Annotated in this window: 11 protein-coding genes; 1 reads left to right on the top strand and 10 read right to left on the bottom strand. The window is 56.1% G+C overall.

Features of this window, described 5'->3' with window-relative positions:
- The first annotated feature begins 117 nt into the window (after nt 1-117).
- Nucleotides 118-870 carry a GntR family transcriptional regulator gene (locus IG197_RS23950; RefSeq protein WP_182576099.1) on the top strand — a complete coding sequence of 251 codons (753 nt, stop codon included), beginning with the start codon at nt 118-120 and terminating at the stop codon, nt 868-870.
- Between the two features lie 114 nt (nt 871-984).
- Here the strand turns inward: IG197_RS23950 and IG197_RS23945 are convergent, their stop codons facing one another.
- The 10 genes from IG197_RS23945 to IG197_RS23900 form a co-directional block, all read right to left on the bottom strand.
- Complete coding sequence (locus IG197_RS23945) at nt 985-1749, bottom strand: Asp/Glu/hydantoin racemase (RefSeq protein WP_182576100.1); 765 nt, start codon at nt 1747-1749, stop codon at nt 985-987.
- A gap of 48 nt (nt 1750-1797) precedes the next feature.
- On the bottom strand, nt 1798-3600 hold the full coding sequence (locus IG197_RS23940; protein WP_192315348.1) for a M28 family peptidase: 1803 nt from the start codon (nt 3598-3600) through the stop codon (nt 1798-1800).
- Nucleotides 3601-3633: 33 nt separating this feature from the next.
- Nucleotides 3634-4875, bottom strand: coding sequence for a Xaa-Pro peptidase family protein (locus tag IG197_RS23935; protein ID WP_182576102.1), 1242 nt, complete (start codon nt 4873-4875; stop codon nt 3634-3636).
- A 25-nt stretch (nt 4876-4900) separates the two neighbouring features.
- Nucleotides 4901-5626 carry an ABC transporter ATP-binding protein gene (locus tag IG197_RS23930; protein ID WP_182576103.1) on the bottom strand — a complete coding sequence of 242 codons (726 nt, stop codon included), beginning with the start codon at nt 5624-5626 and terminating at the stop codon, nt 4901-4903.
- Nucleotides 5623-7524: an ATP-binding cassette domain-containing protein gene (locus tag IG197_RS23925; protein ID WP_192315346.1), complete on the bottom strand. Its 1902-nt coding sequence runs from the start codon at nt 7522-7524 to the stop codon at nt 5623-5625. The genes IG197_RS23930 and IG197_RS23925 overlap by 4 nt, the downstream gene beginning before the upstream one ends.
- Nucleotides 7521-8396: a branched-chain amino acid ABC transporter permease gene (locus IG197_RS23920; RefSeq protein WP_192315344.1), complete on the bottom strand. Its 876-nt coding sequence runs from the start codon at nt 8394-8396 to the stop codon at nt 7521-7523. The genes IG197_RS23925 and IG197_RS23920 overlap by 4 nt, the downstream gene beginning before the upstream one ends.
- A 69-nt stretch (nt 8397-8465) precedes the next feature.
- Entirely contained in the window at nt 8466-9731 is a 1266-nt protein-coding gene (locus IG197_RS23915) for an ABC transporter substrate-binding protein (RefSeq protein ID WP_192315342.1), read from the bottom strand.
- An 85-nt stretch (nt 9732-9816) separates the two neighbouring features.
- A complete protein-coding gene (locus tag IG197_RS23910; RefSeq protein WP_192315340.1) occupies nt 9817-11202 on the bottom strand; it encodes an amidase in 1386 nt (461 codons plus the stop codon).
- Nucleotides 11195-11404 carry a hypothetical protein gene (locus tag IG197_RS23905; RefSeq protein WP_192315338.1) on the bottom strand — a complete coding sequence of 70 codons (210 nt, stop codon included), beginning with the start codon at nt 11402-11404 and terminating at the stop codon, nt 11195-11197. Before IG197_RS23905 ends, IG197_RS23910 begins: the two co-directional genes overlap by 8 nt.
- A 63-nt stretch (nt 11405-11467) precedes the next feature.
- Nucleotides 11468-12829 (bottom strand): dihydroorotase family protein, encoded by a 1362-nt coding sequence (locus tag IG197_RS23900; RefSeq protein WP_192315336.1) that lies wholly within the window; start codon nt 12827-12829, stop codon nt 11468-11470.
- Between the last annotated feature and the right edge of the window lie 449 nt (nt 12830-13278).

The following is a 13278-nucleotide window of genomic DNA, read 5'->3' as shown; positions in this document are numbered from 1 at the left end:
CGGTAGCCTAACGCTGTTGTATACGCGGCGCACTTGATACCCCGTCCAGGTATTGGTGGGCATCGAGTATCAGGTTTGGCGTTTCTATCAAACCTGATACTCACAGGAGACAAAAGAATGGAACGTGTTAACTTATCGAGGCGGAAGCGCTCGCTATCAAATGAAGTCTGCGAGCGGATTATTCATGACTTCATTGCCAGCGAAAAGGTCAAGCCCGGTTCACTTCTGCCGAGCGAAAAGGAACTGACTGAAAAGTATGACGTCTCAAGAGTTACGTTGAGGGCTGCGGTCAAAAGCCTTCATGATCGAGGCGTTGTAAGCGTTCGAAATGGAGTGGGCGCAACTGTACTGCCGCAGACGCCTGCTTCGTCGGCAATTGTGCATCATCTCGATAGGCTTGCGTCTCTGGACAAGGCTGCGAGCGACGCCGGCAAGCTTCTTGACACCGAGGACCTAAAGTGGGGCCAAGGTATCGTAACGCCAGAAATAAGCACTAAGCTACGCCTACCCGTAGGCGATCCAGTATATTACGTTCAGCGCTCAAAAACGCTTGATGGCACAAAAATCGCGTGGACGATAGACTGGCTACCGACGACGATTGTCGATCTAGATCTGCTTCGGAATGAATTCAGAGGCTCGCTTCTTGACGCATTGTTGTTGCATTCAGAGCTCGAGTTAAATTACGCCGACTTGGAGGTGGCTCCGCAAATACTTGACTCTGAGATCGCAAGCCATCTAGGAACCGCGGCTGGAGGACCAGTGCTTTATCTAGATACTGTCGTCTATGGAGCAGCAGGTCAGCCTGATATATGGGGACAGGTGTGGGTACTGCCGGAGCACGTTCGTTTCTTCATTCGTCGGCACATGTAAGCCTTGAAAGGCGGCCCGAGCTCTTGCTTAGATAGAGCGGCCGCCTAACTGTAGGCAAGAAAGCGGGACTTTCCGCTGAGGCGAGCTAGCCGTCTGTGCCGAGCGTAACTATTGCTAGCCGGTAAGTTCACCCCTCATGAGCGCACCCCAATTGCTCATTGTCGGATCAATTCCTGCAAGCATGCATCCCTTCCAGAACGTCACAGCAATTGAATCGATGATAGGCTTGCCAAGTTCCCGCTCCATCTCCTCGACAAGCAGCGTCGCCGGAAGGTTGGTACATACGACTGCAATGCAGTCAGCCTCTGGGGAGTCTGCAGCACGCAATAGCTTGCGAATGTCGTCCATCGAATTGTTGCCGATGTCGAGGTTCACGGACTGCCTCAACGAAGAGTGCGACACGACATTTACGCCAAGTCGACCGTACACTTCACAGATTTTGGTGGTGACTTCGTCGACATAAGGAACGGCCAGGCCTATCCGCGTAGCTCCCATTGATCGGAACACTTCGTGAAACGCGAGCGTAGCGGTGGATGCCCGAAGGCCAGTACGTTCCGAAATCCTCTGGCACAACTCTTCATCGCGCTGCAGCCCAAGCCACGATGCCGACGTTCCGTTCCATACGATCGCATCCAGGGGAGCGTCTGCCAGAAGCTCTGCCGCTGCGACCATAGTATCGAGCGCAAACTGTGCTTCCGTCGCTTGATCGAGCCGAACAGCCTTTACGCGCAGCCGAGCAAAATGATGAGAGCAGCGATTTGCCAATCCCACATTCATCAGAGACGTGATCGTCTCCAACGCCGTGTTCGAAGACGGCGTGATATGGCCAATCTTTTTGAGCTGTTGAAGCGACTTCAGTGTAGTATCAACGTGACCCACGCTTTCATTCCTCTCGTTTTCGAAAGTAAGAACTTTGCAGATGCCGAGTTATGATGGAGAAGACTCCAGAATAACCTTCCACCCACGTGTTTCCTGGAGAGACTGGCAAATCGAAGGCAGATTTTCAGAAATATTCGACGCTTCCGCTTCTGCCTGAGAGACGTCGGCTGCGCTCCAGTCTCGCCTGGTGGAGGAATGTACTGATATCCAACCGGCAACGTGATCGTTATGCACTACAGGTGCCAACATCTGTGCTTCGACACCATAGGCATCAACAAGCGCGGCGGGAGGACGAACTTGTGAGTTGGAAAACTCCGATTGCACCAGAACCTTCCGCGTTTGGATTACCCATTGTGCAGTGGCGGCACCCCGTTGATCGACACTTTCATCATGTTTGATGGACGGGGAGCCTTCTGCGACCGCCTCTCCAACTACAGGGAAGTTCCGCCCGTCCACATCAAGACGCAGCGTCACTCTCATCGTCCCCAACCGATGTCGCAATTGTTCCAGGTGCTTGTCCAAATCATCCAGAAGGCCGCTGCAATCTCCACGATCGCTGCTGCCACGGGGGTCTTCCTCGGCGCCAAGGCCCTGTGCGCGACCAAGGTTGAGTTCTTCGTCATTGAGTAGCGCGTAGGCTGTATAGGCAGCCACATTGGCGACCTCGGACACGGCCGCCATATCAAGCAATGCGGGAACGTCGCCCGAACTATGATAGTAGGGATGCTGAGGAGGAAATCGCCAAAACCAGCAAGCGGGCACCCCAGCATCGATAAACGGATTGAGATCTGCGGCGCGAAGAAGGCTAGCGTTGGTGAGATCTTCAATCTCCCACCCAATCTCTGCCGCTCGCGCAACGGCATAGTCTGCGATGCCCGGATCGGCCAGCAGCGCGCGCCGGCCGGGGAGCGCCCATGCCAATGCGTCAAGATTGATCATCGCGACCGTTGACCTGAGATCTGCCTCGTGTCTGCGGCAGTAGTCCGTTGCGCCCCACATGCCGGGTTCTTCGGCACAGAACGCAACAAGCTTCAATGTTCGTCTGAAATCTTGTCCGACCCACCGGTCCGCAAGTGCGACAAGCGCTGCAAGACCCGTCGCATTGTCCTGCGCTCCAACTCCCTCAAGTTGCGTATCGTAGTGGGCTCCCACCACGACGCATTCGTCGGTTGCGCCAGGGATTTCCCCTACCACATTACCCGATGTAAACGGCTTGTACCTGGCGCTATGTTCGATCCGCAGGCGAACGACGCCGTTGGCGACGTAAGTCAGCAGTTGCGCACCATCGTCTCGGTCGATTGTGACGCCTGGCACGGCGAGCGGCCTGCCCTCGAAACTCGGCGCCGTCGGCACTGGATACAACTGTGCCGTCAAGTGAGAAATCGTTCCACCCGGCGTCTCACTTATGACGACAATGCCGGCGACCCCCTTCTTCACCAAGAGCTCTGCAAATAGCCATGGCCAGTACGAATGCATCACAGCTATCCGCCCATTCAACGGGGGCAATCGCGCGAGGATATCCGTCAAGTCGTCAATGCTGGAGGGCCGTCCAACATAGATCGCTACGCCCTCCGCCTGAGCACTCGCAGTGTACTGCAGGCCGACGGCTCGAAGCGTCTGGAAAGGCTTTAGTATCTCGCACGTCGCCCCAACAGCCTCGTATGACAACAATTCCACTGGTTCTGTCCGGACTCGTTGCAGACCCGCCGCATTGAAGCGGTCGAGCAGGAACGAGCGAGCTGCAGCCTCTCCAGCTGTGCCCACGAAACGATTACCAATGCCACAAATTTCATCTACCAAGCTCGCAACGCTCGCGCGATCGAGCCTTGGCCATTGAGCCATGCCAGTCATCACATTCACCTTCGTAACTTCAGCTGCGCTGTATCAAAGTGCGAGTACAGGCGAGCGTCGGCTGTAGGGAATGAGCAACTCTCCACCGCCTGATCGAACGATGAAGGACTGTTCGTTCTGGATTGCTCCGATGGCAGGAAGGAAATGGCCGATCTCGAGATTGATCACCATATTTTCCTCAAGCGGAAAGTCTGCTGAGACATCTATGCAATCGTCGACGATGCGCCCCCCACAATCGGGAACGATGATTGGATATTCACGCACATCGAGGCCAATACCATGACCTTGCGGCTCATTTCCCTCGATTCCTCCCTTGGCGAGAGCATCACACATTGCGCGAAACACCTCTGACGACCTCACACCAGGTCTTAATGCGCGCCCACCAGCAGCGACACATTCCTTCAGCGCCGCGTCCTTCGTGCGCACCAATTCCGGTGGGGCCTCGAACATAAAGCTCATGCCAATGTCAGCCCAATAGTTGCGATAGATCGCGCACCAGTCGGTGAAGACGACCTCGCTGCGCGACGGCGCATAGGTTGGTTGAGTAGTGAGCCCAACCCCCCCGGCCGCCAATTGGACGGCCGCGAAGTCAGCACAATGTTCGCCCAGGCGGATGCGATATTCTCTCTCGATCGCTTCGAGAGTGCCATCTGGTTGTGCCTGCTCGATTGCTGCTGTGGCCGCCCTTTCGGCAATATTGATCGCAGTGCGCATCCGGTCGATTTCCGCATCGGTTTTGACCATCCGGACCAGCCTGATGAGCTTGGTGCAGTCCAGAAGCGTTGCATCAGGCAGCAAGCCCGCAAGGGCTAAGCGCCCACTGTCGCCCATGCCCTCGATTTCAACGCCGATCCGGCTGCCATCCGCGAGACCACGTTCGCGCATGACAGCGACAAGCGCCTCCGCAGCAGTTTCATAGGAGTTGCCGCGCATGACCTCCCCAGCCTTACCGACAAAGCCGGCTGGGCTCATCGATAGGTCAAAGGGGAAATTTCCTCCAAAGAGCCGAACGTCCCGGATCCACACATCGTCCGAATTCATCGCAAACCGCGAACCCAAGATGAGCGTCGGCTCCCCTTCGGCAGGGATTAGGACAAAGCCTGAAAACATCAACTCGCTTGAAGCTTCAGGGGTAAACATGTACTGACGCATCGAAGATTCTAATGGCCAGCTGTAGCCTGAAAAATAAGTAATACTCTTAGGCGATGTGGCAATAATCGCTGAAACGCCAGCTTCCTTCATATACTTGATGGCTCGTTCACGATTGTACAGCATGTCATATCCTCCAAACACAAAACCTTCAGACCGACAAGTATCGGCCGAGAACCTCAGGATCTTTTGCTTCCGACGCAGAGCCTTCCCAAGCAATTTGACCTTTCTCCATGAACAAGACACGATCGGCGATATCGAGAGCGAGACCGTGGTTCTGTTCAGTGAGCAGGACAGCAAGTCCGGCATCGGCGAGCCGGCGCAACATGCCCCCGAGCTCCGCTACGACCAGGGGAGCGAGACCTTCACTGGGCTCGTCGAGCATGAGTACCTCGGGCTGGGACAAGAGCGCGCGTCCCACCGCCAGCATTTGACGCTCACCGCCAGACAGCTGCCGTCCCTGCGAACCCGCCAATTGTCGCAGCTTGGGAAAGAGGCCAAACACCTTATCGATACTCCACTGCCCGTTGCGTGCGGACACGCCTGCGCTCGTCTGCAGGTTCTCGAGCACTGTCAAACTGCCAAGGGAGCGGGAACCAGAGGGAACAAGTGACAGTCCGGCCCGGACGCGGCGAAACGCTGGTGCTGTGGCAATCTCATTTCCTGCCAACAACACTTTCCCTCGCCTCGCAGTCACAAAGCCCGCAATGGCCATGAGCGTGGTTGTCTTGCCAGCACCATTGCGGCCAAGCAACGCGACGATTTCGCCTCGCCCCACATGCAATTGTGCATCGAACGTGACTTGGCACTTGCCGTAAAAGGCATCCAAGTTATTCACTGTCAACGCGGCGGATACCGGGTAAGCTGCGGTCGTCATTTGTGGATTCCTGCTGTATCCGAACCGAGATAGGCGGCAATTACGTCAGGGTTGCTTCTAATCTCCTCCGGCGTCCCTTCGGCTAGTACCGCCCCGTTGCACAAGACAGTTATCCGATCTGCGATGCCGAACACGACTTCCATGTCATGCTCGACAAACAGGATAGTGAGTCCCTGACTATGGGCGATCTGCCTGATCGCATTCACAACCTGACGGGTCTCGCCTGGCCCGACACCTGCTGTAGGCTCGTCGAGGCAAAGCAGTTGTGCTTCGACCGCAAGACCCATAGCGATCTCAAGTGTCCGTTGATCACCATGAGAGAGATCTGCTGCTCGAACCAACGCCACATCGCCAAGTCCGACATTTTCAAGGATCGATGCCGCACGGTCTCGAACAGCCGCCGGAAGTTTGCCCACCAGGCGTGAAGTTCTGCCACGCACGCTCGCCTCTGCGAGTGCGACATTATCGATTGTGGTCAACGCAGGGAAAATGTTCGGCTGCTGAAACGATCGCCCCAAGCCTAGCTTGACGCGGTCCCACGGGTTGGCAAAGGTGATGTCCTTGCCTGCGAATTGCACTCTTCCTGCATCTGGCCGAAGCGCCCCTGTAACCAGATTAAAGAAGGTCGTTTTGCCGGCACCATTGGGTCCGATGATCGCGTGGATCGTACCCTTCCGGACCTTCATACTTACGTCATGCGTAACATGAAGGCCGCCGAAGCTCTTGGTCAAATTGGACACTTCGAGGAGCACTGGCGCATTTTTGGCATCAGCCCGAGTCGTTTGAGGGCCCGACACTGCCGAACTCGGGGCCGCAGACATTACCGTCGCACGCTGAGGTATACGGGATCGCGCATCGCCCAGAAGGTTGCGCAGACCTGCCTCAAGCGCCCCCATGATGCCACTGGGCATACCAATCGCAACGATGACGACCACGAGCCCTACAGCAACGTCCCAGAACTCAGTGCGCGAAGCGAGCTGATCCGTAAGGAGCGTGTAGAAGATGGCGCCAACGACTGGTCCAAGAAAGTAACCGAACCCGCCAAGAAGCGCGACGATCAGCGGAGTCGCGGACATCTGCCAGAAGAACAAAGCGTCCTGGACCTGGCCTTCGTAGATAGTAAACAGTCCGCCGGCGAGGCCCGCAAAGAAGGCGGCCATGATGAAGGCAGCATACTCGTAGCGGATTGGTGAAATGCCGATGAACTGCGCTCTTAGACGGTTCTCGCGAAGACCACGCAGGGCGTCCCCAAACGGTGAACGGGTCACTATCCATAGCACCAACGCTCCGCCCGCCACGCAAGCCAAGGTAAACCAATAAAGCTTGCTGAGATCGAATGCCCAGCTGGGCTGGAAATCGCCAATAAGCCCTTCATCGCCGCCAGTCCATCCTGGTGTACCGTGTGCGATTGCATAGACAAGCTGGGCCGTGCCAAGTGTCAGCAGACCAAAATAGATCTCTTTCCCACGCAGCACGATTGGGGCAAGTATCGCGGCAGCAATAGCTGCCGCGAACGGCGCCACGATCAAGCCAGTGATCGGATTCCATTCTAGTCGAGAAACCAGAAGAGCAACGGTATAGGCGCCGATGCCGAAGTAAGCAGCATGCCCAAACGTCAACAGGCCACTTGTTCCAAACAGAAGGTTTAGACTCAGCGAAAACATTCCCACAACGAGAGCCGAGCCAAGAACCAGCACTATCGTACTAGGGAATATTATTGGTGCACATATCATCATGCTTGCACAAATAATAGCTGACAATAAAACTACTGGGCGCACCCACGCTGCTGCGTGTTTTGTCTCCGAGAGCACGCTCATTTCGGACTGTACAGCAGACAATTGGTTCAGTGACATTGTCTCACCCATGGGTACTTTCTGATTTTCCTGTACCGACATCATCTCACCTTGCCGAAAAGGCCCTGCGGACTAATTGCGAGCACTGTTACAAGCAAGCCGAATACAACTATCAAGGACCAGGACGGCGGAAGCCAAATCAGTGCAATCGAGCTTGCAACACCCACCATCAACGAGCCCACAAGAGCTCCGCCGATACTGCCCAACCCGCCGATGACAACGACGACAACGGCCTTAACAATCACGTCGAGGTCTAGGCCAACAGAGATGGTTTGCTGGGGGGTCACAAGAGCGCCGGCAATACCTGCAAAGAAGGCGCCAAGAGAGAAGACTGCCGTAAAGAGGAGCGGAACATTGACGCCCGCCATTTCGAGAAGTTGGCGGTCGTCGACCGCGCCCCGGATCAGTCGACCTAGAGAGGTTTGATACATGATAAGCCACAGCGCGATCACCGCCGCACTCCCTACGCATATTAGGAACAGCGAGTAGGTAGGGAAGTAAGTTCCAAGCATCGGGACGCCCCCATCGAACAAGGGAGGCATGGCAGTCTGTCGCGGCGCGGATCCCCAGATGCCGCGCACTAGCCCGCCAATGATCATCACCAGGCCAAACGTGACGAGCAATTGAATCGCTACATCGCGATGATAGATGCGACGAAGGCAGACAATTTCGATCAACGCACCGAGCGCAGCTACTGAAAAGCCGGCAAGGAGTGCGCTGATCCAGAACGATACGTTTCCAGTTCCAACGAAGTCGCTGATCGAAGTCGCGAGGAACGCGCCCAGCATGTAGACCGAACCATGTGCGAAGTTGATGATCCGCAATGCGCCAAACACCAAGGTAAACCCAGATGCGACGAGGAACAGAACAGCCGACGCGGAGATTCCAGAAAGTAATTGCAGCAGAAATTCATTCATAGGAATGCCTCCCACGAGGTCGAAGCAAGCAGGCATGACTGTCGCCATGACTGCTTGCGTGACCTATTGCTATTGTGCTGACGTCCAGCGCGTCGAAGTCTTCCCGGAAAGGATTGCTTCATAGAGGGGCTGTGGGATAACGTCCTTCGTCCACATTGCCTTGCTGTCGGACGACCAGTACGGGTGCCCCAGTTCGCTATCGTCGACAACTGGGCCTACATTGGACCAGGCATTAGCTTGGTGGTTCGGCATGATTTCGACGCCGTCTCCATAGACCGAATCGAAAGTCAGCCCGCCCTTTTTCGCGGCGGTATCCAGCGCGTTGTAGTCGAAGCTACCAGCAGCCTTTACCATTGATGCCCACATCTGGACCGCTGAGGCAGCCGCGTACGCCCACTCGTCGGGAGCCGCGCCATTATTGGCAGCCTTGTATGCCTCCGTGAACTCACGCCCGACAGGCGTCGCAGCCATGGTTTTGACGTTGGCTCGCATAACCCCGTAAGTGTTGGCAGGCAGGTTGCCGTTTCCAACCGCCTTCAACGTCGCTGTATCCGGGTAAAACATCGTCAGGATATCCAGCTTCCGCTGGTTCCATATCTTATATACCGATCCCAAATCCGGGCCGAGCAGGTTCCCAAATACACAGTCCGGGGACTTGCTGGAGATCGCCTGAATGATGGCCCCAAAGTCCTTGTTCTGCAGGTTGTAGGGCTGGTCCACCACGATCTGCGCGTCGGGTTGCGACTCCGCCAACTGACCGCGAAAGGCTGAGACGATGTCTCGGCCGGCTACGATGTCAGGATACAGGAAGCCGTATCGCTTGCATTTGCCGCTCTCAACAAGATATTTGGCGGCTGCTCTGCCATCCTGATACAGGGTTGAGATGGCCATGTAGTTACCCGGCTCGCGTGCATCCATAACGAACTGGGCGTCACCGCCTTCACCGGAAAACAGCGGGATGCCTTGTGCGTTCGTGATCTTCGCCATGCTGAGCATGCTGCTGCTCAATGTCGGGCCAAACACCACATTTGGCTTGTTTGTGGCGATAGCCTTCTTGAGCTCTCTAACGGCAACCGCCGGATCCAACTGCTCGTCCTTAATGGTCAGCTTGACCTTACAACCGAGCAAACCGCCGTCCTTGTTGATCAGATCGATTACGGTTTGAGATGCAGTCGACTGGCTCGGTCCGAGCACGCCGAGGCGTCCCGAGACGTCGCTGACGATCAGCGCCTGAGCCTCGCCGTTGACGCATCCGCCAGTCTCGGCCGAAGCAATTCCTGAGCTGAACGCTGCGCCCATAAGGCCAAGTGTAAGGCTGCCAAGCACGGTCCTCATTGATCGGCTAGTTCGCCAATCACGTACCGAAGAACGAAACATTATCATTGATTTCCTCCCGTTAGTACCTTCGGCGCCCTTCGCCTCAGGTATTGGTCAACACCGGACGGCGCTCATGCCAATCGGTCGCGCTTTGGAACGCCTGCCCAATGCGCAGGATCATTTTCTCGTTGAGGGGCGCACCGACTAATTGAAGCCCAACCGGCAATTGCTGGCTCGTAAACCCACATGGCACACTCAATGCCGGCTGGCCGACGAGGCTCCATGGACATGTGTATTGGATGAGCCGACCCATATCCCGCGCGATGACCATCTCGTCGAGAGGCATCGATGTGCAGGGCAGTGTCGGCAATGCGAGGGCGTGAATACCTGTCCTACCAAACAGCTTCGAGAGCTCGTCTTGCAGCGCACGGCGAGCGCGGTAGGCGGCCTGGAGATCAGCTGAGGGCGTCAGTAGCGAGAGCTCGATGAAACGACGAACCGGTTCACTGTATAGCTCCCGCTTTTGCGCCAGCCATTGCCTGTGTTGGGGGCCAAACTCGCCAGTGATGATTGCCGTCGCAGCTGGGAGAGCCAACTCTGCCAAAGGCAAGTCCACCTCGACAAATTCAGCTCCGAGTTTGCCGATTACATTGATCGCATCAGCAACCAAACGCGCGACGCTTTCATCGGGAGCTGGGCCGAACCTGTCGAGCCGCGGCAATCCAATCCGAACACCCCGAAGCTCAACATCGGCATCTGAGCAAAAATCCGGGTTCGGCCCCAGCCACGTCCTGGGATCTGCGGGATCCTCGCCAGCTATTGTGTTCAGCACAATTGCTGCATCACGCACCGAACGTGAGAATATGCCGACATGCTCAACTGTCGGAACAGTAGCACCACGCACAGTGCCCTTTGCGCTTACGCGGCCGTAAGTGGGCTTTAGGCCTACAACGCCCGTTACCGCAGCTGGTTTGCGAACAGAGCCTCCCGCATCCGTGCCAAGCGCAAAGAGACAAGACCCGACGGCCATCGAGGCACCACTGCCGGCACTTGAGCCTCCCGGATAGTGCGCCAAGTTCCAAGGATTGCGCGTTGGCGGGACGTCTTGGCCACTGGCAAACTCGTGGGTAACATGTTTGCCTACAAGTATTGCTCCGGCCTCACGAAGCCGGGCAACTGCCCAGGCGTCATTACAGGAGCGGTGCCCCGCCAGTACACGCGAGTTAGCCTCTGTGGGCATGTCGCTCGTTAAAAGCACATCCTTGACTGCAAATGGTATCCCATGCAGGGGGCCTCGCGGCTCGGTTGCATCTGCTCGGTGCGCCGCGGCGAGCGCCTGCTCTGCTCCCACATAGGCATATGCATGCACCGCTGGCTCTGTTTGTGCGATCCGCTCGAGTGTCGCCTCCACTAGTTTGACGGAGGTCAGTGACCCCTTCGCAATCCGCGATGACGCCTCGTGAATTGTAAGATCTGCAAGGTCAGACATTCCAACGTGCCTCCATGCTAGGCAGCACATCCTCCAGATCAGCTTGAAGGAGGAGTTCCGTCGCGTTCAAATGCTGCTCGAGCGAAACGGCTAGCGGCGATAAGTCCTCATGGCCCACCTGTATGCCGGCAAGGTGAGCCAGAGTGGCGATATCTTCGGGCGAAACCCGGCGTACAATTTTCGGATGCGAGGTCTGGCTCACGTTCTGCTCCGTGCAATTGGCCAATCGATTGGAAGCGCTACATCCGCGATCCAAGTAGTTGCACTACGGGCTGACGTGTTTGGTGAGGTATTTGCCGTACCCGAGCGGGCCTACGACTTCGCCGTCCTGATAAACCACCGTGCCGCGAACGATCGTGGAAACGGGGAAAACCCTTACTTCCCTGCCGTGGTAAGGTGACCATTTGGCCGTCTGGTCAAAGAATTCCAAGGCTTGGCCGTCGATTACACGCTTCCCGTTTGTTTCCAGGACAACAAGGTCTGCGTCAGCGCCTACCTGAATGGCACCCTTGCGGGGATAAAGCCCAAGAATCTTGGCTGGATTTACCGCCATGGCCTCGACAAGCTGCGCCAGGCTTACCCCTCGCTTGAAGATCGCTTCAGTTGCGACCACGGGAAGCATTGTTTCCAGGACGTTGCCCGCACCGGGGTTCTGGTTCCAGATGTCGGCGCCGTTGATCTTGGTCAAAGGTGCGTGGTCCGATGCGATTGAATGGATTTCGCCCCGGGCGAGCCGATCCCAAAGTCCATCAACGGCTTTGCGAGACCGCGGCGGTGGGTTCCATTTCAGGCGCGCGTCATCGCCACCGGACTCCAAATCCAGGCACAACTGATGAGGCAGCGTTTCGGCCCAAATATCTACGCCGTCTCGCCTTGCGGCGGTGATGACGTCGACAGCTTCCGGGGTCGAAATGTGCACCACAATAACGCGAGCACCCGTCGCCTTTGCAAGCGTCGCCAAGCGCTGAACGGCATCCACCTCAGCAAACCACGGGCGTGCTTCGTCCCATGCCGCAGGCCCGGTCTTGCCTTCTGCCCTGACGCGCGCCGTCTCAGCGCTTACAATGCCCGCATTCTCACAATGCGCCATGAGCGCGACGTTTTCGCTCTTCACCCGCCGCATCAGATCCATAAGCTCCCCATCCGAGGTGCCAGCGAACATGCCGGGAGGTGCGACATCTCCAGTGAAGATCTTTATCGAGATGACCCCTGCCCGTACCATGGCATGGACTTCCTCGGGGCGGTCGGGGCAGTATCCTCCAATTGCGGCGTAGTCGACGTGATACTTGTCTCCAACCTCGGACAACTTCGCGCTAAGCAGTTCGCTTGTGATAGTTGCCGGGCGGTCCAGAGGCATTTCGACCAGCGTTGTCACGCCACCGCGTGCGGCTGCCCGTGTAGCAATTTCGTGTGTCTCAACCCCATAGCCCCACCAGCAGTGAAAATGCTGATCGACTAAGCCTGGAATGACCACCTTTCCAGACGCATCTACTATTGTCTCTGCATCGATGCTCTCTGACGATATTTCAATAATTTTTCCGCCACGAACGCCAATGTTTGCAGTTACCAGATCTCCTCCTGGCAGCATTACTCTTCCATTCAGGACAGAGAGATCACATTTTTGCATGTTAAGGCTCCACCTAATATTTGACCGCACTGATCTCATGCACCGACGGGGTGCCGGTTCACATTGCTAGATCTTCAGAGCCCTGCAGAGCGTTGATCTCTCCGAATAAGGAAACACCATCTGCTACATCTGTCAACTTTTCGAATGTCATTTTTTCACGTATTTAATCCGATAAATCGACAATCTTAAGCCAACAAGAACTTACGATCCGCCTCCGTTGATTCACAATCTCCGACATTTTCGTGCTTTTTCAGATAGTTATATAAAATCTTCAACCGGCACCCCTCGCCCCAAATCGCGCCTTGCCGTCTTTTGAACCAACCAAAATTGCATCCCTCCATCACATTTATCGCACACGATGTCGGGAATTCGTTGACATAATAGGCAAATTCGGTGAGGGAGATATTCAACAATCCATGGGAAATTGCGCGCAATGCGCACGGCTGCGG

Source organism: Aminobacter sp. SR38 (assembly GCF_014843375.1).
In the GTDB taxonomy this organism is placed as follows: Bacteria; Pseudomonadota; Alphaproteobacteria; order Rhizobiales; family Rhizobiaceae; genus Aminobacter; species Aminobacter ciceronei.
The sequence above is the reverse complement of the archived record's forward strand: the minus strand, read 5'-3'. Positions and strand labels throughout refer to the sequence as shown.

Excerpts from the sequence above, each read along its gene's own strand:
- IG197_RS23930 (WP_182576103.1), bottom strand. The coding sequence starts at position 5,626 with ATGACGACCGCAGCTTACCCGGTATCCGCCGCGTTGACAGTGAATAAC.
- IG197_RS23900 (WP_192315336.1), bottom strand. The coding sequence starts at position 12,829 with ATGCAAAAATGTGATCTCTCTGTCCTGAATGGAAGAGTAATGCTGCCA.
- IG197_RS23925 (WP_192315346.1), bottom strand. The coding sequence starts at position 7,524 with ATGATGTCGGTACAGGAAAATCAGAAAGTACCCATGGGTGAGACAATG.
- IG197_RS23920 (WP_192315344.1), bottom strand. The coding sequence starts at position 8,396 with ATGAATGAATTTCTGCTGCAATTACTTTCTGGAATCTCCGCGTCGGCT.
- IG197_RS23935 (WP_182576102.1), bottom strand. The coding sequence starts at position 4,875 with ATGCTGTACAATCGTGAACGAGCCATCAAGTATATGAAGGAAGCTGGC.
- IG197_RS23910 (WP_192315340.1), bottom strand. The coding sequence starts at position 11,202 with ATGTCTGACCTTGCAGATCTTACAATTCACGAGGCGTCATCGCGGATT.
- IG197_RS23950 (WP_182576099.1), top strand. The coding sequence starts at position 118 with ATGGAACGTGTTAACTTATCGAGGCGGAAGCGCTCGCTATCAAATGAA.
- IG197_RS23940 (WP_192315348.1), bottom strand. The coding sequence starts at position 3,600 with ATGACTGGCATGGCTCAATGGCCAAGGCTCGATCGCGCGAGCGTTGCG.
- IG197_RS23915 (WP_192315342.1), bottom strand. The coding sequence starts at position 9,731 with ATGAGGACCGTGCTTGGCAGCCTTACACTTGGCCTTATGGGCGCAGCG.